Source organism: Flavobacterium sp. OHVDL-2026-0007, assembly GCF_059882335.1.
Genome location: NZ_CM187612.1, coordinates 3,889,866 through 3,915,249, shown reverse-complemented (window position 1 = coordinate 3,915,249; position 25,384 = coordinate 3,889,866). Strand labels below are relative to the sequence as shown.

At 35.6% G+C, this 25,384-nt stretch carries 20 protein-coding genes; 16 read left to right on the top strand and 4 right to left on the bottom strand.

Annotated features, from left to right (window positions below; all coding sequences use genetic code 11):
• Positions 1 to 87: 87 nt before the first annotated feature.
• On the bottom strand, positions 88 to 1,287 hold the full coding sequence (locus AC51AA_RS16100; protein ID WP_500703238.1) for a DUF445 domain-containing protein: 1,200 nt from the start codon (positions 1,285 to 1,287) through the stop codon (positions 88 to 90).
• Positions 1,288 to 1,532: 245 nt separating this feature from the next.
• On the opposite strand from AC51AA_RS16100, the gene map reads away from it, so the two are divergent.
• From map to pruA, 7 genes are all read left to right on the top strand, one after another.
• Positions 1,533 to 2,351 carry a type I methionyl aminopeptidase gene (gene map / locus AC51AA_RS16095; RefSeq protein WP_500703237.1) on the top strand — a complete coding sequence of 273 codons (819 nt, stop codon included), beginning with the start codon at positions 1,533 to 1,535 and terminating at the stop codon, positions 2,349 to 2,351.
• Between the two features lie 28 nt (positions 2,352 to 2,379).
• Complete coding sequence (locus AC51AA_RS16090; RefSeq protein WP_500703236.1) at positions 2,380 to 3,153, top strand: class I SAM-dependent methyltransferase; 774 nt, start codon at positions 2,380 to 2,382, stop codon at positions 3,151 to 3,153.
• 167 nt (positions 3,154 to 3,320) lie between these two features.
• Positions 3,321 to 6,230, top strand: a complete 2,910-nt coding sequence (locus AC51AA_RS16085) for a DEAD/DEAH box helicase (protein ID WP_500703235.1) — start codon at positions 3,321 to 3,323, stop codon at positions 6,228 to 6,230.
• A gap of 79 nt (positions 6,231 to 6,309) precedes the next feature.
• The gene (locus tag AC51AA_RS16080; RefSeq protein WP_500703234.1) at positions 6,310 to 7,569 is read left to right on the top strand and encodes a type IX secretion system plug protein; all 1,260 of its coding nucleotides are present in this window, start codon (positions 6,310 to 6,312) and stop codon (positions 7,567 to 7,569) included.
• Between the two features lie 80 nt (positions 7,570 to 7,649).
• Positions 7,650 to 8,036 (top strand): Co2+/Mg2+ efflux facilitator ApaG/CorD, encoded by a 387-nt coding sequence (gene apaG / locus AC51AA_RS16075; RefSeq protein WP_500703233.1) that lies wholly within the window; start codon positions 7,650 to 7,652, stop codon positions 8,034 to 8,036.
• Positions 8,037 to 8,798: 762 nt separating this feature from the next.
• Entirely contained in the window at positions 8,799 to 9,896 is a 1,098-nt protein-coding gene (locus AC51AA_RS16070) for an acyltransferase family protein (protein WP_500703232.1), read from the top strand.
• A gap of 287 nt (positions 9,897 to 10,183) precedes the next feature.
• A complete protein-coding gene (gene pruA / locus AC51AA_RS16065) occupies positions 10,184 to 11,809 on the top strand; it encodes an L-glutamate gamma-semialdehyde dehydrogenase (protein ID WP_500703231.1) in 1,626 nt (541 codons plus the stop codon).
• A 102-nt stretch (positions 11,810 to 11,911) separates the two neighbouring features.
• On the opposite strand, the gene rsmG is transcribed toward pruA, so the two are convergent.
• Positions 11,912 to 12,541, bottom strand: a complete 630-nt coding sequence (rsmG, locus tag AC51AA_RS16060; RefSeq protein WP_500703230.1) for a 16S rRNA (guanine(527)-N(7))-methyltransferase RsmG — start codon at positions 12,539 to 12,541, stop codon at positions 11,912 to 11,914.
• Between the two features lie 107 nt (positions 12,542 to 12,648).
• On the opposite strand from rsmG, the gene AC51AA_RS16055 reads away from it, so the two are divergent.
• From AC51AA_RS16055 to AC51AA_RS16030, 6 genes are all read left to right on the top strand, one after another.
• Positions 12,649 to 13,743 (top strand): fatty acid desaturase family protein, encoded by a 1,095-nt coding sequence (locus AC51AA_RS16055; RefSeq protein WP_500703229.1) that lies wholly within the window; start codon positions 12,649 to 12,651, stop codon positions 13,741 to 13,743.
• A gap of 68 nt (positions 13,744 to 13,811) precedes the next feature.
• On the top strand, positions 13,812 to 15,002 hold the full coding sequence (locus AC51AA_RS16050) for a pyridoxal phosphate-dependent aminotransferase (protein ID WP_500703228.1): 1,191 nt from the start codon (positions 13,812 to 13,814) through the stop codon (positions 15,000 to 15,002).
• A gap of 200 nt (positions 15,003 to 15,202) precedes the next feature.
• Entirely contained in the window at positions 15,203 to 17,077 is a 1,875-nt protein-coding gene (locus tag AC51AA_RS16045; RefSeq protein ID WP_500703227.1) for a peptidase U32 family protein, read from the top strand.
• 269 nt (positions 17,078 to 17,346) lie between these two features.
• Positions 17,347 to 18,507, top strand: coding sequence for a formate-dependent phosphoribosylglycinamide formyltransferase (gene purT, locus AC51AA_RS16040; RefSeq protein WP_500703226.1), 1,161 nt, complete (start codon positions 17,347 to 17,349; stop codon positions 18,505 to 18,507).
• 4 nt (positions 18,508 to 18,511) lie between these two features.
• On the top strand, positions 18,512 to 18,829 hold the full coding sequence (locus tag AC51AA_RS16035; protein WP_500703225.1) for a DUF6370 family protein: 318 nt from the start codon (positions 18,512 to 18,514) through the stop codon (positions 18,827 to 18,829).
• A complete protein-coding gene (locus AC51AA_RS16030; RefSeq protein ID WP_500703224.1) occupies positions 18,829 to 19,404 on the top strand; it encodes a Crp/Fnr family transcriptional regulator in 576 nt (191 codons plus the stop codon). Before AC51AA_RS16035 ends, AC51AA_RS16030 begins: the two co-directional genes overlap by 1 nt.
• 90 nt (positions 19,405 to 19,494) lie before the next feature.
• Here AC51AA_RS16030 and aceA read toward each other — a convergent pair whose 3' ends face one another.
• Positions 19,495 to 20,775: an isocitrate lyase gene (gene aceA / locus AC51AA_RS16025; protein WP_500703223.1), complete on the bottom strand. Its 1,281-nt coding sequence runs from the start codon at positions 20,773 to 20,775 to the stop codon at positions 19,495 to 19,497.
• Positions 20,776 to 20,807: 32 nt separating this feature from the next.
• A complete protein-coding gene (gene aceB / locus AC51AA_RS16020; RefSeq protein ID WP_500703222.1) occupies positions 20,808 to 22,409 on the bottom strand; it encodes a malate synthase A in 1,602 nt (533 codons plus the stop codon).
• Positions 22,410 to 22,619: 210 nt separating this feature from the next.
• On the opposite strand from aceB, the gene AC51AA_RS16015 reads away from it, so the two are divergent.
• The 3 genes from AC51AA_RS16015 (at position 22,620) to AC51AA_RS16005 (ending at position 25,330) form a co-directional block, all read left to right on the top strand.
• Positions 22,620 to 24,101 (top strand): helix-turn-helix domain-containing protein, encoded by a 1,482-nt coding sequence (locus AC51AA_RS16015; protein WP_500703221.1) that lies wholly within the window; start codon positions 22,620 to 22,622, stop codon positions 24,099 to 24,101.
• A 117-nt stretch (positions 24,102 to 24,218) separates the two neighbouring features.
• On the top strand, positions 24,219 to 24,935 hold the full coding sequence (locus AC51AA_RS16010; protein WP_500703220.1) for a pirin family protein: 717 nt from the start codon (positions 24,219 to 24,221) through the stop codon (positions 24,933 to 24,935).
• A 164-nt stretch (positions 24,936 to 25,099) separates the two neighbouring features.
• A complete protein-coding gene (locus tag AC51AA_RS16005; protein WP_500703219.1) occupies positions 25,100 to 25,330 on the top strand; it encodes a (4Fe-4S)-binding protein in 231 nt (76 codons plus the stop codon).
• Positions 25,331 to 25,384 lie beyond the last annotated feature (54 nt).

The window sequence follows — 25,384 nt, the reverse complement described above, 5'->3', positions numbered from 1 at the left end:
ATAAAACCCTACATTAGACTCTAAAAATCAGTCCGCCTTATATTACAACATATGAAGCCCACTGTATCCATTAACCACTGCACTGCTTTACAATACAGACTGACAAGCCCACTCTATCGCATAAATCAATAACCCAATTAATCCGCCCACTAAAGTTCCGTTGATTCTGATGTATTGAAGATCTTTTCCTATTTCTAATTCTAACTTTTCGGCCACCTCGTTTTTATCCCAACTTTTCACTGTTGAAGCGATCAGATCTCCAATCATTTTTTTATTGTTCAAAACTACCGCTAACAAATCATTCTTGATAAAACTATTAATCTTATCAATCATAACTGGATCTTCTTGTATCCCTTTTCCAAAGGTTTGAATCAAATTAGCTATGCTGTTTTTTATCTTAGAATCTTCTCCTTTATCTAAATCCCCCGTGATGGATAATTTTATTTCAGCCCAAATCCCATTAATATAATCTTGAACTTCTTTTTTTCCGGCAAAATCCAAAATCAACTTATTGATTTTAATTCGCATCTCCTCCCCGTTTTTTACTTTGTCGAGAAAATCATAGATATAATCATCAATCTTTACTCTAATCATACTTTCAGGATCCTTAGCGTCATGCAAGAACTCATAAAGTCCATTAAAAACCCCATCGGATATACTTTTGTCCGCTAATCCAAAACTCAAAAGAGGTGTCGCCTCTTTAACTTTTTTACGAATCAGATCTTTATTACTCACCAATTCCTCCAGTAAAACATCCAGCACATCGTTCAACAGTTGGTCTTTTAAAGGGCCTCTTTGTAAAGGCTCCAATCCCATTGCTATCCAGTCTCCAAAATTTACAGCCTCCAATTTGGCTTTAAATTGTACCAGGATAAACCGTCTTATATCTTCATCATTAATTGTTTTTAAAACACCTGGAATCACATTCACCACAATTAAATTGGCCACATTAGCTGCATGTTCCTCCTGCGACAACCAATCCGAAGCTTTTGTCGCCAAATTAAATTCATCTAACTTCAATTCCAACTTTTCACGGTTTAAGAATTCCTCAGAAACAAAATTGCCAAGATTCTCACCAATGGCATCTTTATTACTAGGAATCAATGCGGTGTGCGGAATTGGAATCCCTAAAGGATGCTTAAACAGGGCCACAACCGCAAACCAATCCGCAATTCCTCCAACCATCGCAGCCTCACTAAAGGCTTGAAGTATCGGAATCTTAAAATAAATAGCCACTCCAAAAAGAATTACAGCCGCTCCTAAAAGCGCTAACGCACTCCTTTTCATCTTTTTTAACGCTTCTACTTTCGAACTATACTCTTGGTTTATAGCAGATTCCATAATTAAAATGAATTGTTTAATAAGCTAATTTACCTCTTTTTTATCACATATAAATTTGAAAGACCAAGAGAGTTTTCACAGAAGCCTTGATATTCAATGGCATTTAAAATTATTGTTTCGAATTAAATTCAAAATCAAGCTAAAAAAAATAATATTAAAATCGTACTTTTGCCAACTGAAAATCCGAAATTATGATTATTGTAAAATCACGTGAAGAAATTGAATTAATGCGCGAAAGTGCCTTAATTGTATCTAAAACATTAGGAATGATTGCTTCTGAAATTAAAGAAGGAGTTACCACATTATATTTGGACAAATTAGCCGAAGAATTCATTCGTGATCATGGCGCAGTACCAAGTTTTCTTGGTTTATACGACTTTCCAAATTCACTATGCATGAGCCCAAATTCACAAGTTGTACACGGAATACCTAATAACACACCTCTAAAAAGCGGTGATGTTATCTCCGTAGATTGCGGTGCATACAAAAACGGCTATCACGGTGATCACGCTTATAGTTTTGAAATTGGAGAAGTAGCCCCTGAAGTAAAAAAACTTTTGCAAGTCACTAAAGAATCGCTTTACGTGGGAATCAGAGAATTCAAAGCTGGAAACCGCGTTGAAGATGTTGGAAGTGCTATTCAAAAATATACCGAATCTCATGGTTATGGAGTGGTTCGTGAATTAGTTGGCCATGGTTTAGGTCAAAAAATGCACGAAGACCCAGAAATGCCAAACTACGGAAAAAAAGGTAGAGGAAAACTATTCGTTGAAGGAATGGTTGTGGCCATCGAACCGATGATTAACCTTGGAACAAGAAACATCAAACAACATAAAGACGGCTGGACAATTACCACAGCTGATGGAAAAGCTAGTGCTCATTTTGAGCATGATGTTGCTTTGATTGATGGAAAACCAGAAATCCTATCGACTTTCGCTTACATCTATAAAGCCTTAGGAATCGAAAGCAATGAAGAAGATGAATTTAGAAAAGTGCCTTTAGTACTATAAATTTTAAATACAGCCCAAATAAAATCCTGTGAAAAAACTTTTCAAACTCGTACTCAATACCATTCCAAGACCCTTACTAATTCGTTTGAGCTATGTAGCTCGACCTATTTTAGCATTTTCTCTAAAAGGAAACAAATTTACTGATCCAATTGACGGGAAAAGTTTTAGAATGTTTTTACCTTATGGATATGGAAAACAACGTAACAACGTTCTTTCACCAAGTACCCTTTCCTTAGAAAGACACCGTTTACTCTGGTTGTATTTGAACGATCAAACCGATTTTTTTACAGCACCAAAAAAAGTACTGCACTTTGCTCCGGAACAAGCTTTTTATAAATTATTTCGCAAGCAAAAGAACCTTGACTACACCACGACAGATTTGTTTTCGCCTTTGGCGGATGTAAAAGCAGACATTTGTAATCTGCCTTTTAAAGACAACCAATACGATGTCATTTTATGCAACCATGTTTTAGAACACATTCCAGATGATACTAAAGCTATGCAGGAATTATTTCGCGTGTTAAAACCAGGAGGAATGGCGATTCTTCAAATTCCACAAGATTTATCTCGAGAGGTTACTTTTGCTGATGACAGCATAACCGATCAAAAAGAACGCGCTAAAATATTTGGACAATACGATCATGTACGCATTTACGGTCGTGATTATTTTGACAAATTAAGAAGCATTGGTTTTATCGTAATTGAAGAAGATTATACCCATAAAATCTCGCCAGCATTGGTAGAAAAATATTGTTTAGCACCAGGCGAAATTATTCCGCTTTGTTTCAAAACAGAAAACTAAGCCTCTAGCTTTTTTTTCATCACCTCTACGGGATGTAAATTCGTTTACAAACTGTTTAAAAAACATTCATTTCTAGAAAAACAGCTGTATTCAGCTGTTTTTTTTTATTTTCGCTTTTTTAGAAGTTCACTAACTTTACCATTTCCACCAATAACAAACCCCAAATTTTGGATCTTTCACAATCATTTCAGTTTTGTTTTGACCTCAGTTTTGAAAAAAACCTAAAGAGTCATATACCCACTGCTTACATCATTGAGAACACCGATGAAATTAAATATTTAAACAAAAAAGCAAGCACAGATGTACTGGAAAGCTATGGCATTGTGTTTGAACATTTACATTCCAATACCCAAAAAATACTAACGATCTGTGAATCTTTAAAGACCGACTTCATTTTCAAAAAATTTGGCACCAAAATAAAATCTGCAAAAACCATTGCGGATTTACAAAAAGACTCCAAAATTGAATTTGCCATTCGCCAGCATTTAAAAATCAATTTAACTTCCTTTTACAGCCTAGTTGTACAAGAACAATTTCCCTTATCTCACAATATGGGAATTGAAAAGGATTTTTATCGTTCCAGATTAAATACCAATCCGCTCCATTATGAACCTCAAATTCAATTTAACAAACACCCAGAAGGCATCACCTATACCCTTTCTTTAAAAGAAGACGAAACTACATTTTCGCCTATGGATCGTAGTGTGGAAATTCTTTTGGACGAGCCAAGCTGGTTAATTATCGATAGAAAATTAGCTCAACTAAAGGACCTTAACGCTAAAAAACTACTACCTTTTATAAAAAAGAAATCGATCGAGGTACCCTCTAAATTAGTAGATGATTACTTTAAAAATTTCATTCCTCAAATCGCCAAAAAAATAGATATTGAGGCAACTGGATTTGAAATTGAGCATCGCGATACCCTTATTTCCACTACGATTCAACCTGTTTATGATTTTTTCAAAAACTGTTATTATCTCAATCTGTATTTTGATTACAATGGCTACTCATTCGACGCTAGTAAAACTAAAAAAACACATTCGTTTGTTGATTTCAGTATTGCCAATGAACCCAAAATAATCCAGTTCAAACGAAGCCCCACTGAAATTTCATATACAAACAGATTATTGGAAATAGGTTTAGTCAAAATCAAAAACGAATTATTTGGTTGCGAATCGCAAGGGGACATTCAGGATCCTTATGTTCACATTCAATTCGTTATTGATCATAAAGAAGAACTAGAAAATTTTGGCTTTTCCATCCAAAATTTAAAATTGGAAAGCAAAGAAATTATCACAGCGAGTCATAACATTTTAGCAGCAAAAGAGGAAACAAAAGAAGACTGGTTCGATATCAAAATGATCATTAGTATTGGAGACTTTACGATCAATTTTAGCGAAATTATCCCCAACATAAAAAGCAAAGAAAGGTTGTTTTTACTCCCTGACGGAAACTATTTTCTGATTCCTTTAGAATGGCTTAGCAAATACGGTGCCTTGGCCAAATTGGCTAAAACCGAAAATGGTACAGTACTCTTACGCAAGAGTAATTTTACGGCTTTAGATGCTATTGCCGAAATCAAAAACGATGCAGAACCAATTTACAAAGCCGAGTATACCGCTTCGGATTCGTTAAAAGCTACTTTGAGACCTTATCAAATTGATGGGGTAAAATGGCTTTTAGGTCACTTTAACGCCAATTTAGGGGCTTGTTTGGCGGACGATATGGGACTTGGAAAAACATTACAAACCCTAGCGGTCTTGGTTGCAGTACAAGAACAATTAGGATACCAAACCAAAACCACGAATTTTGATTTGTTTCAAAACGAAACGGTCATTGAAAGAGAACCTTTAAAAACCTTGATTGTTTTACCCTCTTCATTGATTTTCAATTGGTATAATGAAGCCGCGAAATTCACGCCTCACTTTTCAAAAATGCAGTATGTTGGTAACGATAGAAAACAGTTGGTCCATCGCTTAGCCACTGCTGATCTGATTTTTACAAGCTACAACATCGTTCATCGCGATATTTCAATTTTAGAGAAATACAATTTCCGCTATTTAATTTTAGACGAAAGTCAATACATTAAAAATAAAAACTCCAAAATCTTCAAAGCCATCAATAAAATAAATACGGCTCATAAAATTGCTCTAAGCGGTACACCTATAGAAAACTCATTGGACGATCTATGGTCGCAAATGCAATTTATAAATCCGGACATTTTGGGCACTTATGCTTTTTTTGCAGAAAATTTTAAAATCCCAATTGAGAAAAAACAAGACGAGAATACTTTGTCTGAATTAAAAAACCTCATTCAACCCTATATTTTAAGAAGAACCAAAGGACAAGTACTAAAAGACTTACCCGAATTATCCGAACAGATTTATTACTGCAATATGGATCCTGAACAGGAAAAGTTATATGAAAAAGAAAAATCAAAAGCGCGTAATTTTTTATTAAAAACAGATGGATCCAGCCCTGACAAAATTAGCATTATCAATACGTTGATGAAGTTAAGACAGCTTAGTAACCATCCCAAAATGATCGATCAGGATCTGGAAATTGATTCAGGAAAATACATAGCGGTAACCCAATATCTCGAAAATTTAGTAAAAGGAAAACAGAAAACGATCATTTTCAGCTCCTTTGTGACTAATTTGAGTTTTTACACAGCTTGGTGTAAGGAAAACAAAATAGCCTATTGTGAAATTACAGGTGAAACTCCTGCCAAGAATAGAGAACATCAAGTACAGCGCTTTCAGGAAAATGAAAATCCTTTATTGTTTTTTATTTCACTCAAAGCAGGAGGAGTTGGCTTGAATATCACCAAAGCTTCTTATGTTTTGTTCCTAGATCCCTGGTGGAATCCTTTTGCAGAAAAACAAGGAGTCGGTAGAGCACACCGAATAGGGCAATTGAATAAAGTAAATGTTATTCGGTTCATTTCGAAAAACACAGTAGAAGAAAAAATAATCAAACTGCAGGAGAACAAAAAACTTTTATCCGATTCCCTTCTAGAAGAAAGTTATATCAGTAACGAAATTGAAGCCAATTTAGCCTACCTATTGGAATCCTAGCAAATTGTTTTTAAACCAATAAATGACACTCTGTTACGTTATATAAATTGTTATATTTACCATCTTACAATCCAATACAATGTCAAAATTTTTGTTTCAAAATCTGCTGCTGCTTTTCTTTTTTGTTTCGGCGACAGCCCAGGAGGCACAAACTGAAATAGACCCTCCCTACAACATCAAGACCGTTTCCTTTGTTCAAAATGGAAATAATGTAGTCCCTATACTCGAATTAGGCTCTTCCTTTCAATTTGAATTTGATGATTTATTTGGCAATGAAGCCAATTACTATTTTGATATTACCCATTGTGATTACAATTGGAAACCAACTGATATTCCCAAAACCGACTATATAAGCGGTATGGATAATCAAAGAATTACGGATTATCAGAACTCTTTTAATACGCTTCAAGTGTATTCGCATTACAAACTGAGCTTTCCCAATCAATTTACTTCCCAATTAAGAATATCAGGAAACTATATACTGAAAATTCTCAATGAAGACAAAGAAGTGGTTCTATCAAGAAAATTTATTTTATATGAAAACAGCGCTACAGTTGCTGCCCAAGTAAAGCGCAGCCGAAACCTAAGCAATATAGACCATAAGCAAAATCTAGATTTTACAATTGCCTCAAACGATATTGTTTTTCAAACCCCACTACAAAGTATAAAAGTGCTACTATTGCAAAATGGTGACTTTAGTACAGGCATTAAAGACGTAGCTCCTCAGTATACCATTGGCAATCAAATGGTATACAAATACGATAAAGAAACCCAATTTTGGGCTGGAAATGAGTTTTTGTATTTTGAGAATAAAGACATCCGTACAGCCAGTAACAATGTAGGAAGAGTTGGGTCCAACAATGATATTTACAGTTCTTACTTATATACCAATCAAGCAAGAGCCAACCAGATTTATACCTTGAACCAAGATGTAAACGGAAATTTTGTGGTCAAAAACATAAATGCTTCTAACAATGACATAGAAGCCGACTATGCTTGGGTATACTTTAGCCTTTCAGCTCCCACCTTTAGATTAAACAAAGACATCTATATTACAGGAATGTTCAACAATTACAGCCTATCAACTGCCTACAAAATGGACTATAACGAGACCAAAGGCCTCTATGAAAAAGCCGTAATGATTAAACAAGGCTTCACTAATTTTCAGTACAAAATTGCCGATAAAAAAGGGATTATTGATTACGAAAATGCTATTGACGGAAACTTTTATCAAACAGAAAATGAGTATACTATTTTAGTATACTATAAAGAGAGCACAGATCGTTACCAAAGAGTAATTGGTAAGGGAAATGCAAACTCCATCAACATCACAAATTAAAACATTGTTAAAGGATTTCAATCGAATCATTTTTTTTTGTAAATTCGCCACTATAACGCACACATATATACTACTTTAGTATGGTTTCTCAGATAACAAGAGGCATAAAAATATCTGTTTTAACTAGTTTTGAAGGTACCTACTTCAAGAACTACAAGATTCACTTTGCCTTTAGTTATGTAGTAACAATCGAAAACCACAGCAAAGATTCTGTACAATTAACCTCACGTCATTGGGAAATTTTTGACTCTCTAAACGACTTAGAAACAGTTGACGGAGAAGGCGTTATAGGAAAAAAACCAGTTTTAAAGCCAGGTGAAAACCACACCTACAGTTCAGGCTGTTTATTGTCATCACCATATGGTGCCATGAAAGGTCATTTCAATATGATCAATTTCACCACGACCAAAACATTCAAAGTAATTGTTCCTACTTTTAGAATGTGTGCCCCTTTTGCTTTAAACTAAATCTTAGGGCAAAACAGCCCAACAGTGTAATCAAAGCAGTATCCCAATATCCTTAAACACTACCTAATATAGGTGATAAAATCCTACGTTCCTTTCAGCTCAATCTCTTTTTAAATTCTTTTATTATTGTTTTTCTTCACAGAAGAATACCCTTGAAAAAATTAGTCATTAAAACTCCTAGGAAGCCGTTTGAGAAAACCAACCTAACGATGACTTATTCCGCTGCACTTATGCAAAAACAATGTAATTTTATCCACATTGTAAAGTCAAGCAAGCAGCTGCTCCCTCCTTAATTTAAAGGATCTCTTCCTTTATTTTGCATCATCCCTCTATTGCCTACTTTTATTTCGAAAATCATTACAACCTCTACAGTCTTACTTCCGAGACAAATGGATGCAAAAATTTATTTTTATGTGCTCGAGCACATTTTTTCAATTTTGGCATTGATTATTACTAAATATTTTTTAGTTTCGCTAGAAACAAAATCAAAACAAGTTTTAAACACTATATAATCAAACAACTAACACCGAATGAAATAATAGATCCAAATACTCAGGTTACTTCCTGGCAAAAAAAACAACAGTCATAGTATAGTGGTAAAAAAACAAACACAAACCAGACATAATCTGGGGAAATTGCAAAATCAAATACACAGAGATGAAATCATTCCGTTTTTTAAATCTAAAGACATTCCTATCGAGTTGTCTCACTATTCCAACCATAGCAAATAGTCTTTCACTGCATAAAAAAACCACTAGCTAAATGAATAAAACAATAGCCAATAACCGTTTAATGTCTGTGGATGTACTGCGTGGATTTGATTTACTAATGATCATTGTTGCAGATCGTTTTGTTTACAACTTAAATACAGCGGCCAAAACCAATTTAACCAAAACTCTGGTCAACCAATTTGAACATGCAGAGTGGATTGGTTTTCGTTTCTATGATATTATCATGCCTTTGTTCTTATTTGTTGTAGGAGTGGTTATTCCTTTTTCACTAGGCAAAAGAAGCACAGCCTCAAGATCAGACCGTAAACTGTATCTTCATATTGTAAAACGCTTTGTAATCCTGTTTGTTTTAGGATGGATTGTTCAGGGGAATCTACTGTCTCTGGATATTTCGCAATTTCAAATCTTTAGCAATACCCTTCAAGCCATTGCTGTAGGTTATTTATTTTCCTGCATAGCCTATCTTAATCTTAGCCAAAAAGGAAGATATCTATTCTTTGCAACCTGCCTTACACTCTACGCCCTATTGTTATCTGTTCCAAGTTTCTTTGGTCAGGATTTTGAGTTACTCCCTAATAAAAATCTGGCCATCTATATAGACCAACACCTTTTAGGTCGTTTTTATGATCAAACTCAATATGCTTGGTTAATAAGCGGCTTAGGATTTACCGCCACAACAATGTCAGGACTATTTGCTGGTGAATTGCTTTTGTCCTCTTTACCTAGGCAAAAAATAGCTCAGTCGCTTTTTTTTATTGGCGTAATCGGGATCGTCCTTGCAATCGTTATTGGAATATGGCATCCTATTATTAAAAGAATATGGACCAGTTCCTTTGTGCTGTTATCATCAGGAATTAGTTTTGTTTTATTGGCCTTATTCTATTGGCTTATAGATGTAAAAGGTTATCACAAATGGACTTATCCGTTACAGGTCATAGGACTTAATGCCATAGCCGCTTATGTAGGATCACATGTGCTGAATTTCTCTTCAATCGCCAAACAGATTTTCTTTGGTCTTGAACAATTTACCGGAGCGTATTATGATGCCTTTTGCGATCTAGCAGGCTTCGGACTGCTTTATTTCATACTTTGGTACATGCACATAAACAAAACATATATAAAAGTGTAATCCAAAATATACTCTAAAAACAAAAGCTTAAATTAATCTTTAAATAGTTCCTATTTCTTTTAAAAACACCATAGAGCAGCTTTAACATATATCACACAGATTTCCAGAATAAAAACCGCTACACCATCTAAGACAAAGAGTCTTTAAATCTAACTTTTTTATGATCATCTTAATAACAATTTTATCAAATTATTAATTTATCCTTTGTACTTTTGTACAATGTTAGATTATTCGTAGCAATCAAATCATCTAGCCTTAAATTGTCTAATTATCTAATTTTAAATAATATGCTTAAAGGATTCTTTCATGTACCAAAAGCGGTAAACGAGCCAGTAAAAGGTTACGCACCTAACTCACCAGAAAAAGCAGCAGTTCAAGCAGCTTATACCACTATGTGGAATTCTAAGATTGACGTTCCGTTATACATCGGAAGCGAAGAAATCAGAACTGGGAACACTAAAACAATGTCTGCTCCACACGACCACAAACATATCGTAGGAACCTATCATTTAGCAGAAAAACAACATATTGAAAAAGCAATTGCTAATGCTCTTGAATCAAGAAAAGCATGGGCAAATATGGCATGGGAACAACGTGCTGCTATATTTTTAAAAGCTGCTGAACTTATCGCAGGACCATACAGAGCTCGTATTAACGCCGCTACAATGATTGGTCAATCAAAAAACATTCACCAAGCTGAAATTGATGCGTCTTGTGAATTAATTGACTTCTTACGTTATAACGTAGAATTCATGACTCAAATTTACGGAGACCAACCAAAATCAGATTCTACTACCTGGAACCGTTTAGAATACAGACCTCTTGAAGGTTTCGTATATGCTATTACTCCTTTTAACTTTACGGCTATTGCTGCAAATCTTCCTGCAAGTGCTGCTATGATGGGTAATGTTGTTATTTGGAAACCAAGTGACAGCCAAGTATTTTCTGCAAAAATCATCATTGATGTTTTCAAAGAAGCTGGAGTTCCTGATGGTGTCATCAACGTAGTTTTCGGAGACGCCTTAATGATCACCGATACCGTTTTAGCAAGTCGCGATTTTGCTGGAGTTCACTTTACAGGATCAACTCATGTATTTAAAGATATTTGGGCTAAAATTGGTGCCAACATTCATAACTATAAAACTTACCCAAGAATCGTTGGAGAAACTGGTGGTAAAGATTTTATCATTGCTCACCCAAGCGCTAACACTAAACAAGTGGCAACGGGAATTATGCGTGGTGCTTTTGAATTTCAAGGACAAAAATGTTCTGCTGCTTCAAGAGCTTATATCCCGCAAAGTTTATGGCCAGCTGTCAAAGAACAATTAATCACAGATGTTAAATCTATGAAAATGGGTTCACCAGAAGATTTCGGAAACTTTATTACAGCAGTAATTCACGAAGGATCTTTTGACAAATTAGCTGGTTTTATTGACCAAGCTAAAAAAGATGCAGATGCTGAAATTATCATCGGTGGAAATTACGATAAATCAGTTGGATACTTTATTGAGCCAACCGTTATTGTAACGACTAACCCAAAATACACAACGATGGAAACCGAATTATTCGGACCAGTCATTACTATCTATGTTTATGAAGATGCGAAGTGGGAAGAAACTTTAGAATTAGTAGATACTACTTCTGAGTACGCTTTAACTGGAGCTGTATTTAGCCAAGATCGTTACGCTATTGAAGTAGCTACAACGAAATTGCAAAATGCTGCAGGTAACTTCTACATCAATGACAAACCAACAGGAGCTGTTGTAGGAATGCAACCTTTTGGTGGAGCAAGAGCTTCCGGAACTAACGACAAAGCAGGTTCTGCTTTAAACTTATTGCGTTGGGCTTCTCCTAGAACAATCAAAGAAACTTTTGTTACTCCTGAAGATTACAGATACCCTTTTTTAGGATAATCTAATCTGATTTAGTGGATATAAAAACGCCGTAAATTTCAATTGAAATTTACGGCGTTTTCTTTATTATTCCTCTTTTAAACGAAGCTGAATCAAACTTCACTAAGCTTGAAACTTCAAGGGTAAATGCACCACTTTTTTAGTTTCAAAGAATTCATCTTCAAAAATAGTAGTCAAATCATACAAGGTTGCTTTTGGAAAATCTTTCAATTCTTCGGTTAAATCCCCCCCTTTAAGATACAGTATCCCGTTTCTTAAGGTATGTTTATGCTGTTTCTTGATTTTGTCTTTTACCCAACTCACGAAATCCGGCATGTTGGTCACCGCACGACTCACAATAAAGTCAAAATCACCTTTAACCAATTCTGCTCGCTTCTGCTCTGCTTTTACATTCTTCAATTCTAACGCATCAACAACACCTTGCACTACTTTAATCTTCTTTGCGATAACATCAATTAAATAAAAACGCGTTTCAGGAAAAAGAATCGCTAGTGGAATCCCAGGGAATCCACCACCAGTTCCAACATCCAATACTGTTGCACCTGGTTCGAACTTCATAATTTTTGCAATTCCTAATGAATGCAAAATGTGTTTAGTATATAATGCATCAATGTCTTTGCGCGAAATAACATTTATTTTTTCATTCCAATCGTGGTATAAAAAATCTAATTTTTGAAACTGTTCGATTTGAAGATCGGTCAAATCAGGAAAATATTTCAATATCTCATCCATTGCTTTAATTTTTTAACAAAAGTACTACTTTAGAGTTGAAATATTTAACTCAAATTTGCAAATTGAAAATTTATAATAATTACCTTTGAAAACTATTTAAATTAATTATGAATAACATTGCGCCTACATTTGCTAAGCAAGACAATCTGAAGTTCTTCAGAACACTTAACTCTCGAGTAAACAATTACTTCAAGGAGAATAACATTCAGAAAACTGGAAACTGGAAGCTGCATTTAAAAGCCGTTATTCTGTTTGCAATTTTCCTTACGCCTTATTTTTTGATACTAACACTCAATATGCCATTTTGGGCACAATTGTTACTCAACATTCTTATGGGAGTAGGAATGGCTGGAATTGGAATGAATGTGATGCACGATGGAAATCATGGATCCTACTCTTCCAAATCATGGATCAACAAAGTTATGGGCGGAAGCATTTATGTTTTAGCAGGAAATGTACATAACTGGCAAGTGCAACATAACGTTTTACACCATACCTACACGAATATTCACGGTCATGATGAAGATCTAGATGCAGGAAGAATTATTCGTTTTACACAAAACGCTGAATGGCACCGTTTTCATAAATTCCAACATTATTATTCTTTTTTCTTATATGGTTTATTGACTTTTAACTGGGCATTAACGACCGATTTTAAGCAAATGAAAAATTACTTAAAAAGAAAATTATCATACGGAGCGCCACAAAGTCCAGCAAAATTATGGACGGTTTTGGTGATCACAAAAATAATTTATGTCTTAATCTGGATGGCTTTACCTATGATATTAGGTGTTACCTGGTGGAAAGTAGTCATTGGATTTTTCGTCATGCATTACACTGCTGGATTAATTTTAAGTATCGTATTCCAATTGGCACACGTTGTGGAAGAAACGTCAAATCCCGTTCCAAATGAGGAGGGAGAAATCGAAAACACTTGGGCTATTCATCAATTGTACACCACGGCTAATTTTGCGCCAAAAAACAAGATAGTCAATTGGTTTACCGGAGGATTAAATCATCAAATTGAACACCATATTTTCCCCAATATTAGTCACGTTCATTATGGGAAAATTGCTGAAATTGTCAAACAAACAGCAAGCGAGTGCAACTTACCTTACCATGAATTCAAAACCATGAGAGGTGCTGTTATTGCTCATTACAAGCATTTAAAAGATCTTGGAATGAAACCTGAATTAGCATAAAACAAAAATCTATTAATAATTAACCGTTCTTAATTAAGTTGAAATTAAGGATATTCAAAATTTTTATAATGAATCACATTCTTTCAGACAGAATCAACAATTTATCGACATCACAAACTTTAGCAATGGCTGCTTTAGCACGCGAATTAAAAGCACAAGGAAAAGATATTATCAGTCTAAGTTTAGGTGAACCTGACTTTAATACACCTGACTTCATTAAAGAAGCTGTTAAACAAGCAGTAGATGAAAATTACAGTACTTATTCTCCAGTAGAAGGTTATTTAGAACTGAGAGAAGCTATTTGCAGAAAATTCAAAAGAGACAATAATCTAGAATATAAACCATCACAAATTGTAGTTTCAACAGGAGCAAAACAATCTTTATACAACATTGCACAAGTAATGTTGAACGATGGTGACGAAGTAATTTTACCTGCACCTTACTGGGTTTCTTATTTCGAAATTGTAAAACTTTCTGGAGGAATTCCTGTAGAAGTTCCTACTTCTGTAGATACGGATTTCAAAATGACACCGGAACAACTAGAAGCAGCTATCACACCAAAAACAAAAATGATATGGTTCAGTTCTCCTTGTAATCCTTCTGGATCTGTTTATAGCAGAGAAGAACTAACAGCTCTAGCCAAAGTTTTAGAGAAACACCCAAACATTTATGTAGTGGCAGATGAAATCTACGAGCACATCAATTTCTCTGGAACTTTCTGCAGTATTGCATCCATCCCAGGAATGCTAGAAAGAACCATTACTGTAAATGGAGTAGCAAAAGCATTTGCTATGACAGGATACAGAATTGGTTACATTGGAGCTCCAGAATTCATTGCAAAAGCGTGTACAAAAATTCAAGGACAAGTAACTTCAGGTGCAAACTCTGTGGCACAACGCGCTACAATTACTGCTGTAGATGCTGATCCAAGCGTATTGAATCATATGGTTCAGGCTTTCCATACTCGTAGAGATTTAGTTGTTGGATTGTTAAAAGAAATCCCAGGAGTAAAAATCAACGTTCCAGAAGGAGCTTTCTATGTATTCCCAGACGTTTCTTCTTTCTTTGGAAAAACATTAAAAGGAACTGAGATCAAAGATGCGAACGATGTTTCCATGTACCTTTTAGGTGAAGCTAATGTAGCTACTGTAACAGGTGATGCTTTTGGAAATCCAAATTGTATTCGTTTCTCTTACGCTACGAGCGACGATATTTTAAAAGAAGCTTTACGCAGAATCAAAGAAGCTTTGACTCTATAAAAATATAAATCTATTTTACTAAAATGGCTCAAGTTGTAAAGTTTCATCACTTTATACTTTGAGCTGTTTTTTTTTACTTCAAAAAAAAAAGTCCCTCCAGCATTAGTAAACTCGAATTATTTATAAGAACTTTGTAAACTTTTTTGGCCGAAAGCCCAAAAAAGTACAGTTTTAGAAATAAATAATTTATCATCAACTCGATGAAGAAAAAAATAGAGATACTAGCTCCTGCTAAAGATTTAATTCAGGGAATGGCAGCCATAAACAGTGGAGCAGACGCCCTTTATATTGGAGCACCCCAATTTGGTGCACGTTCAAACGCCACCAATTCCATTGAAGATGTTGCTGCACTTGTAAAATACGCACACTTATTCAATGCTCAAGTTTTTGTGGTAATGAATACTATTCTATACGATAACGAACTCGAGACCTGTCGTCAAATGATTTGGGATTTATACCAGATCGGTGTTGATGCCTTGATTATTCAGGACATGGCCATTATGGAAATGGACCTTCCTCCTATTGTGCTTCATGCAAGCACGCAAGCCAACAATCGTGATGCTGATAAAATTAAATTCCTAAAAGATGCCGGAATTAAACGTGTGGTTTTAGCGCGTGAATTAAACTTGCATCAAATTAAAGAAATCTACGACTATGCAGATGTAGAATTAGAGTTCTTCGTAACAGGCGCTTTGTGTGTATCCTTCAGCGGAAACTGTTATATGAGTGTAGCCAACGGAGAACGTAGTGCCAATCGTGGTTCTTGCGCGCAAAACTGTCGTTTGCCTTATAACCTAATTGACGGAAACGGAGACACTTTAATCAAAAACAGCCACTTACTTTCCATTAAAGATTTAGACATTTCAGATCAAATCCCCAATCTAATCGAAGCAGGTATCGTTTCTTTTAAAATCGAGGGACGATTGAAAGATATTGTTTACGTCAAAAACAACGTCTCTTATTTACGTCAAAAATTAGACAGTTACTTAGAAGGAGAAGGAAGCGATAAATACAAAAAAGCTTCTTCTGGAAAATGTACCTTCACTTTTGATTCTTCTTTAAACAGAACTTTCAACCGTGGGTATACTGATTATTTTGTAAACGATAGAAATAATAGTATTGGTTCTTGGGAAAGCCCAAAATCAAAAGGACAATATATCGGTAAATTAATCCGAACTGTTGGAAGTGCCTACGAAATCGAAAACGGTGAATTACTAAACAATGGCGACGGACTTTGTTTCATTAACGAAAACAATGAAGCGGACGGAATTTATGTAAACAAAGCTGAAAATGGCAAAATATATCCAAACGTTTTAAAAGAAATAAAAGAGGGCACCTTTATTTACCGTAATAATGATGCTGCTTTTATCAAAATTGTAGAAAGAGAAGATAGCGCAGTTCGAAAAATCAGCACCACTTTATTACTTACTGAAAATGCAAACGGTTTTGAATTAATCGCAACCGATGAAGACGCAAACGTAAGTACGGTTACTTTAGAACATTCGAAAGAGCAAACTAAAACTGGAGAATCAATCGAGGAAAACATTAAAATCCAATTGGCCAAAACAGGTTTCACACCCTATACTGCCGATGAAATTAATGTAATGTTCACCGACAACTGGTTCCTTCCTATTTCAAAAATCAATGAAATGAGAAGAACAGTTTACGATCAATTATCAGAGATTCGTTTGGCCAACTACAAACGTGAAGAGCATCAATTGGTTAAAACATCACATCCGTATCCTGAAACTAAATTGGATTTCATGTACAATGTTTCCAATAAAACCGCTCGTAAATTCTACGAGCGACACGGTGTTACCGAAATTGAAAAAGCTTTTGAATTGCAATGGGATCCAGGAAAATCACGCGTGATGACAACTAAATATTGCATCAAATACGAATTAAAAAAATGTCCAATACATCAAAAAGATATAATGGGTGTTAAAGTAAAAGAGCCATTGGTTTTAAAACAAGGTGAGCTGGAATACAAACTAAAATTCAACTGTAAACCGTGTGAAATGGAAATCTGGGAAAAAGATGCAGAATTTGAAATTGAAGAAGATCACTTCCACTAAAAACAACAAACCGGTACTATATAAAGTATCGGTTTTTTTATGCTCCCACACCAAGCAGCCTAAAAAGTAACGCTTGATAGAAACGTCTTCTACTAGGAGACCACAAAATCATCGTTCCTCCCTACAAACAGCCTATTTTACTTGAATTATACTTCGTTGCCAACAGTCAAAAAAAATAGCAAAATATCAAAAAACAACCTCCAAATAAAAAACAATTTTCTTTACTTTTACTAACCGCATTTGATGCTAAAAATCTCAAAATTTCTTACATGAAAATATTACTTCTAGGCTCTGGCGAATTAGGCAAAGAATTTACCATTGCCGCACAACGAATTGGCCAGACTATAATTGCTGTTGATAGTTATCCCAATGCACCGGCGATGCAAGTCGCCCATGATTTTGAAGTAATCAACATGCTCGATGGAGAAGCATTGGATCGTATTGTTGACAAACATAAACCTGACTTTATCGTCCCTGAAATTGAAGCAATTCGTACCGAACGCTTTTATGATTATGAAAAACAAGGCATAACGGTTGTCCCTTCGGCAAAAGCAGCCAACTTTACCATGAATCGTAAAGCTATTCGTGATTTAGCCGCCAAAGAACTTGGACTTAAAACAGCCAAATACCAATACGCCACTTCAGCGGTCGAATTACAAAAAGCAGTACAAGAAGTCGGAATGCCCTGCGTGGTAAAACCATTGATGTCTTCTTCTGGAAAAGGACAATCGACCATAAAAACGCAAACGGATATCGAGAAAGCATGGGAATATGCTGTGGCAGGTTCTCGCGGTGATGTTATCGAAGTAATTGTAGAGGCTTTTGTAGATTTCCATTCGGAAATTACCTTATTGACCATTACTCAAAATAACAACCCAACTCTTTTTTGCTCCCCGATTGGCCACCGTCAAGAACGTGGTGATTATCAGGAAAGCTGGCAACCAGCAAAAGTCTCTGAAGCCGATTTATACCAAGCCCAAGACATGGCTGAAAAAATTACAGAAGCCCTAGGAGGAGCAGGTCTCTTTGGCGTAGAGTTTTTCTTGACCAATGAAGGGGTGTATTTCTCAGAACTTTCACCAAGACCGCACGATACTGGAATGGTTACTTTGGCAGGAACTCAGAATTTTAATCAATTTGAATTGCACCTGCGTACCATTCTAAGTTTACCTATTTTCGAAATTACGCTCGAAAAAGCTGGAGCAAGCGCCGTAATTCTAGCATCTGAAGACTCCAACAACCCCACTTTTACGGGAATAGAAAAAGTGGCCGCCTTAGCGAAAACCGATTTCCGTATTTTTGGAAAACCCACTTCTAGACCCTATCGTCGTATGGGTGTTGTTTTAACAAATGATACCTTAGACACACCGATTGAAGAAGTCACCCAAAGGGCAAAAACAACTGCCCAATTTATAACCGTAAATTCATAAAAAAATGAAAAAACTAGCCTTTTTAGCCTTTCTATTTCTAAGCATCACTATCCATGCTCAAGATAAAAAAACAACCGAAAAACCTCAGATTGTCGAAACAGCTTGTGGCGAATGTCAATTTGGAATGGAAGGCAAAAGCTGCGATTTAGCCGTTCGTATTGATGGAAAATCTTATTTTGTTGATGGCACTACTATCGATGAACATGGAGACGCACATGCTAAAGATGGCTTTTGCAACAAAATTCGTAAAGCTTCTGTAATTGGAAAAATTGAAAACAACCGTTTCAAAGTGACTTCTTACAAGTTAATAAAAGAGAAATAATGCCCTTAATTCTTGACAATATCGCCAAACACGTTGCTCTAAGCCCGGAAGAACAAGAACTTTTTCTCTCCAAAACAGAAACACGCTCCTATAAAGCCAAAACCATTTTATTAAATGCTGGTGATGTTTGCCAACATTCGTATTTTGTAAACTCTGGAATCTTACGAAACTTTAATATCAATGACAATATAGTCGAACATGTACTGAGTTTCTCTTGTCAAGGTTGGTGGATAAGTGATTTGTATAGTTTATTAACGCAAAAACCAGGACAGCTTTTTATAGAAGTATTAGAGGATGCCGAAGTTGTTTTGCTGTCGAAAGAAAACCAGGAACAATTGTATCATGAAATTCCAAAACTAGAACGTTTTTTCAGAATTTTAACGGAGAATTCTTTAGTGGCCAATCAGGAAAGATTGATGGATAATTTGAGCTTATCAGCTGAAGAACGTTTTGAAAAGTTCTGTGCCAAATACCCGACATTAGTGTATAAAGTACCTCAAAAGCAAATTGCTTCTTTTATTGGCGTTACACCTGAATTTTTTAGTAAAATGAAAGCTAGACTTCTGAAGAAATAATACTGTCTAACCAGTCATAAAGCGCTTTGAAAAGTAAAAAAAGCAAAAAACACGGTTCAATCAAGAACCGTGTTTTTTTTTAAAATTGAATTAAAACTGCTCAACCTCGGTAGAATGTTTCATTGCAGTGGTTGACGATCTTCCAATAGTTACGGTATTTTGAACCGCATCAAAATAAGAAGTCCCTACAAAAGCTTGATGTTTTACCGCTCTGAATCCGCTTTTCTGCAAAGCAAATTCTCTTTCTTGTAATTCAGAATAACCAGCCATACCACGTTCTTTATACGCCTTAGACAATTCAAACATACTCGTGTTTAAAGCATGGAATCCTGCCAAAGTAATAAACTGAAACTTATACCCCATCGCAGCGAGATCCTCTCTAAAGGTTTCCATTTCTGCAATTGATAATTTGGCGGCCCAGTTAAAAGAAGGCGAACAGTTATACGCTAACATTTTATCTGGAAATTCCTTTTTCATCGCATCAGCAAACTTTTTAGCATACACCAAATCAGGATTGCTAGTTTCCATCCAAATCAAATCGGCATAGGGTGCATAACTTAACCCTCTTGCTATCCCTTGCTCAATACCGCTATTTACATAGAAAAATCCCTCATTTGTTTTTTCTCCCGTAATAAATTTTGCATCTCTAGGATCAGCATCACTCGTTAACAAATTTGCTGCATCGGCATCCGTTCTTGCTACAATAAGGGTTGACACTCCCATAACATCAGCAGCCAATCGAGCAGCAATTAGTTTATTAATAGCCTCCTGCGTGGGTACCAAAACTTTACCTCCTAAATGTCCACACTTTTTAGCAGAACTCAATTGATCCTCAAAATGAACTCCAGAAGCTCCAGCTTCAATCATTGATTTCATCAATTCGAAGGCATTTAAATTCCCTCCAAAGCCGGCTTCGGCATCTGCCACAATCGGAACCAAATAATCCTTTTTATCTTCAACCTCATTAACAACCTGAATCTGATCCGCTCTTAACAAGGCACTATTAATCTTCTTTACTACCATTGGCACACTATTCACAGGATAAAGAGACTGATCCGGATACATTTCACCCGCCAAATTCGCATCAGCAGCCACTTGCCATCCACTTAAATAAATCGCCTCTAGACCTGCATCAACTTCTTGAATTGCTTGGTTTCCTGTTAAAGCCCCTAAGCCTGCTACATAGTCCTGACTTTTTAACTTTCTCCATAATTTTTGCGCTCCCATTTTAGCAATAGAATGCTCAATTTGATAGGATCCCTGAAGTGTTACCACTTCAGTAGCAGTATAAGGGCGTTCAACACCTTTCCATCTTGGGTTAGTGATCCAATCGTTAATCAATTCCTGAATTCTGTCTTCTCTAGTTTTCATAAGCAATATAGTTAGTTTGGTTAGTAAAGCATTTATAAATATTTGTAACAGGGGATGGTCAAAAAGTCAACGAAATCAGGATTTACAACCAATCTTTCCATCACTTTTTCAGCCAAAGGAAATTGTCTTTTTTCGTAATTTCCCTCTCCTAGTTCGTCTTTAATTTTTCGAAATTCATCCAAAGCCAATTCGTGATAATACGCCAAATCTAGTTTTCGTCCGTTATCCAAAACCACTTTATTTTGTAGCCATTGCCATAATTGTGATCTTGAAATCTCAGCTGTTGCAGCATCTTCCATCAAATTATGCAAAGCCGCAGCGCCTTGACCGTTCAACCATGAAGCCAAATACAACACGCCCACGTTGATGTTTTTCCTAACACCATTTTCTGTTATACTTCCTACTGGTGGTTGTATCAAATCTTCTTCCGTTATTTTACGCTGTTCTCTTTCTACATGAATTTGATTTGGAGCAGGCATTCCCATATCAAAAACAGATTTCGCCAAAGCCACCAAATCGGGATGTGCCACCCAGGTTCCGTCATGTCCATTGCGTACTTCTCGTTCTTTGTCCGCTTTTACCTTAGCAAAAGCAGCAGCATTAGCTTCCTCATTATTTTTAATCGGAATTTGAGCAGCCATTCCACCAATGGCATGAATACCTCTTTTATGACACCTTTGAATAACCAAATTAGAGTAAGCATCCATAAAAGGTGAAGTCATATTTACTTGATCGCGATCAGGAACGATAAACTTTGCATTTTTACGAAACTTCTTGATGTAGGAAAAAATATAATCCCATCGACCACAATTCAAGCCTACAATATGATCCCTCAATTCGTATATAATTTCATCCAACTGAAAACTCGCTGTTATCGTTTCTATCAAAACAGTAACCTTAATCGTTCCTGGCTCTAATTTCAAATAGTCTTCGGTAAAATCAATTACATTGTTCCACCAACGCGCTTCGAGATAATGCTCTAATTTTGGAATATAGAAATAAGGCCCAGAATTATTTTGCGTCAACTTTAGATGATTGTGAAAAACATACAATCCAAAATCTACTAAAGAACCTGAAACTGGACTACTTTCTACTAAAAGATGCTTTTCAACTAAATGCAAACCTCTTGGACGAACAATCAGTGTAGCAATTTGTTCATTTAAATGATAACTTTTATTTTTAACGACATCTATAAATGAAATACTTTTATTTACAGCATCAATTAAATTGACCTGTCCTTCCATCAAATTTTGCCAGGTTGGAGAGGTACTGTCTTCAAAATCTGCCATAAATGTTTTGGCTCCTGAATTCAAAGCATTGATAATCATTTTACGATCAACTGGCCCAGTAATCTCCACTCTACGATCAAGTAAATCCTCTGGAATTTCACCTGCTACCCAATTACGTTCTCTAATCGTTTTCGTTTCTAAAGGAAATGTTGGCATGACACCTTGATCAAACATGACTTGCTTTTGCTCACGTTGCAATAGCAATAATTTTCGTTGCGATTCGAATTTTCTATGCAATTCACTTATAAAAGCACTTGCTTCATCAGTCCAAATAGTGGGATAAGAAAGCTTCTTTTCGGCTAAAAATTCCATGGCCGTCTCGGTAATCTCTAATTGATTTTTCATAGCTGCAGATTTTATTTTTAATTGGCCAGATACGCAATCGCTTTTTTATCATTACTGTCTCTATAAGACACTTAATCAATAGCGACTTGATAACTAACCTGTTACGACAGTACAATGTTATAAAAAAGTTTTTTACAAAACAAGCGAACGTTCGCTAAATATTAAAAATAATTTTTTGGCGATTATTTTTATAATGATTACATTTGAATCATGGATATCGAAAAAGACTATATAAAGCTGATATTTGGGCTAAAACTCAAACAAGTTAGAACACAAAAAAACCTTTCTCTTTTTGGTCTAGCCAAATTGACCAATCTTTCAAAATCGTATTTAAACGAAATTGAAAAAGGAAAAAAATATCCTAAAACAGATAAAATATTGCTTTTATGCGAACATTTGGAAACCAGTTATGACCAAATGGTCTCTTTAAAACTCGATAACAACCTTGCTCCTATTGGTGAAATTTTAAAATCAGGGATTTTAAAAGAGATTCCACTAGAGCTATTTGGTATCCAAGAAGCCGATCTAATTGACATTATCGCCAATGCGCCAGCCAAAGTCAATGCTTTCATCAGTACCATTATCGAAATAGCACAGCACTACAACTTAAGCAGAGAAAGCTTTTTCTTAGCGGCATTGCGTTCTTATCAGGAAGCTCACAGCAACTACTTTGAAGACTTAGAAGATAAAGTCATTGCTTTTTCAAAGTCCTTTCAAATCAATTTAGATGCTAAGATCAGTATTGAAGAATTGGAAGCCATTTTAAAAGAAGAATACGACTATACCATCAAAGAAATCGCTTTTACAGATCAAGAAGCTTTAGGTGATTTACGTTCAATATACGTTCCAAAGAGTAAAACGTTACTACTTTCAACAGAAATTGATCAACCACAACGCGCCTTTATTTTAGCCAAGGAAATAGCCTATAACTATCTAGATTTATCAGACAGACTACTCACCTTTAGCTGGATTAAATTTGACAATTTTGATCAGGTTTTACATAATTTTTATGCCTCCTATTTTGCAGGAGCCTTATTACTACCAAGACAATTGGTCGTAGATAAAATCAACCTCTTCCTGAACAATGACAAACCAAATCCTGAAGAATTTGTAGCCTTAATCGAAAGTTTTGACGTTTCTCCAGAATCCTTTTATCAAAGGCTAACCAATTTACTACCCAAAGATTTTCATCTAAAGAATTTATTCTTTTTGCGATTATCTCATCAAATTGGCTCAGATGTTTATCAGATTAAAAAAGAATTGCACATTACCAATCAGCAAGAACCGCACGCAAACGAAACCAACGAACATTATTGCAGAAGATGGGTCTCCATTAAAACCATTGACGAAGCTATCAAGCAAAAGAAATCTCATTTTTTTGATGCTCAGATTTCGAATTATGCCAACAGTGGGAATGAATATTTGGTTTTTTCATCCGCCACTAAAGATCCTTTTGTACAAAATTGCGTCAGAAGTATATCAGTGGGAATTTTGATTACACCCACCATGAAAAAGAAATTCAAATTCATTGAAGGAAAACCTCTTGTAAAAAGAATTGTTGGAGTCACCTGCGAAACCTGCGCCGTAAAAGATTGTTTAGAGAGAGCTTCACCTCCTATAACCTTAGAAAAGAAAAAAAATCACGAGCATACCGATGCCGTTGTTCAGCAATTCATCACACAATATAGTTAACCTTTACAAAAATTCGACTAGAAATGAAGCATTCCCTTTTTCTTAATCTACATTAAGCACATATGCTTGATGATCGTTGTAAATTTGTACTATAAAAATAATAACACAGCAATCATTATGGAAAATATAATAGTACACAAAGCAGAAACAAGAGGAAATGCAAATCACGGATGGCTTAACGCTTATCATAGTTTTAGTTTTGCGAGCTGGTATAATCCAGACAGAATTCAGTTTGGAGCACTTCGTGTTTTAAACGATGATACTGTAGCAGGTGGAATGGGATTTGGTACCCACCCTCATGATAATATGGAAATCATCACCATCCCCTTAGAAGGCGATTTAGCGCACAAAGACAGCATGGGAAATACGGAAATCATTAAAAATGGTGATATCCAAGTCATGAGTGCTGGAACCGGTATTCAACACAGTGAATTCAATCCAAATGCAGATCAACAAACTAAATTATTGCAAATCTGGTTATTCCCAAACAAAAGAAACGTAACACCTCGTTACCAACAAATTACTTTAGACGTTGCAGACAGACACAATAAACTCGCACAAGTTTTATCTCCAAATGCAGACGATGAAGGAGTTTGGATTCATCAAGACGCTTGGTTTCATATGGGGAATTTTGACGCTGGAACTGCCACAACCTACCCATTAAAGAAAGAAGGTAACGGAGTTTATGCTTTTGTTTTAAAAGGAAACCTAACCATTAACGGACAGGAATTAAATACACGTGATGCGATGGGAATCTCAGATTTTGAAACCTTGAACATCAAGGCTAATACTGATTCAGAATTTCTTTTAATGGAAATTCCGATGAATTATTAATCCAACAATACCCCCTTCTCAAATGAGCGATGAAAATACTGATTATCAGATTCTTATCGCTCATTTTGTTTGTTTTTTAACCTACACAAAACTTAAAAAGAAACATTAAATTTATATCAGAAAAACGATTCGCCTTTCAAATAAAATAGCTAAAATTCTCAGCCATGGATCCAAACGATCTTACCAAAGAATATACAAATGGTGAAGTAACCATTGTATGGCAATCTGGAAAATGTATTCATTCGGCCAACTGCGTAAGGAGCAATCCCGATGTATTTCAGCCAAAGGAGAAACCTTGGATTGTACCCGAAGCCTCAACAACAGATAAAATCATTGAAGCAGTAAAAAATTGCCCCTCAGGAGCCTTGACTTACTATAGGGACAATGAGAAATAATTTAATTAACTCCCTACTAGACAACAACCAAAAAATAATACAAACATGAATACC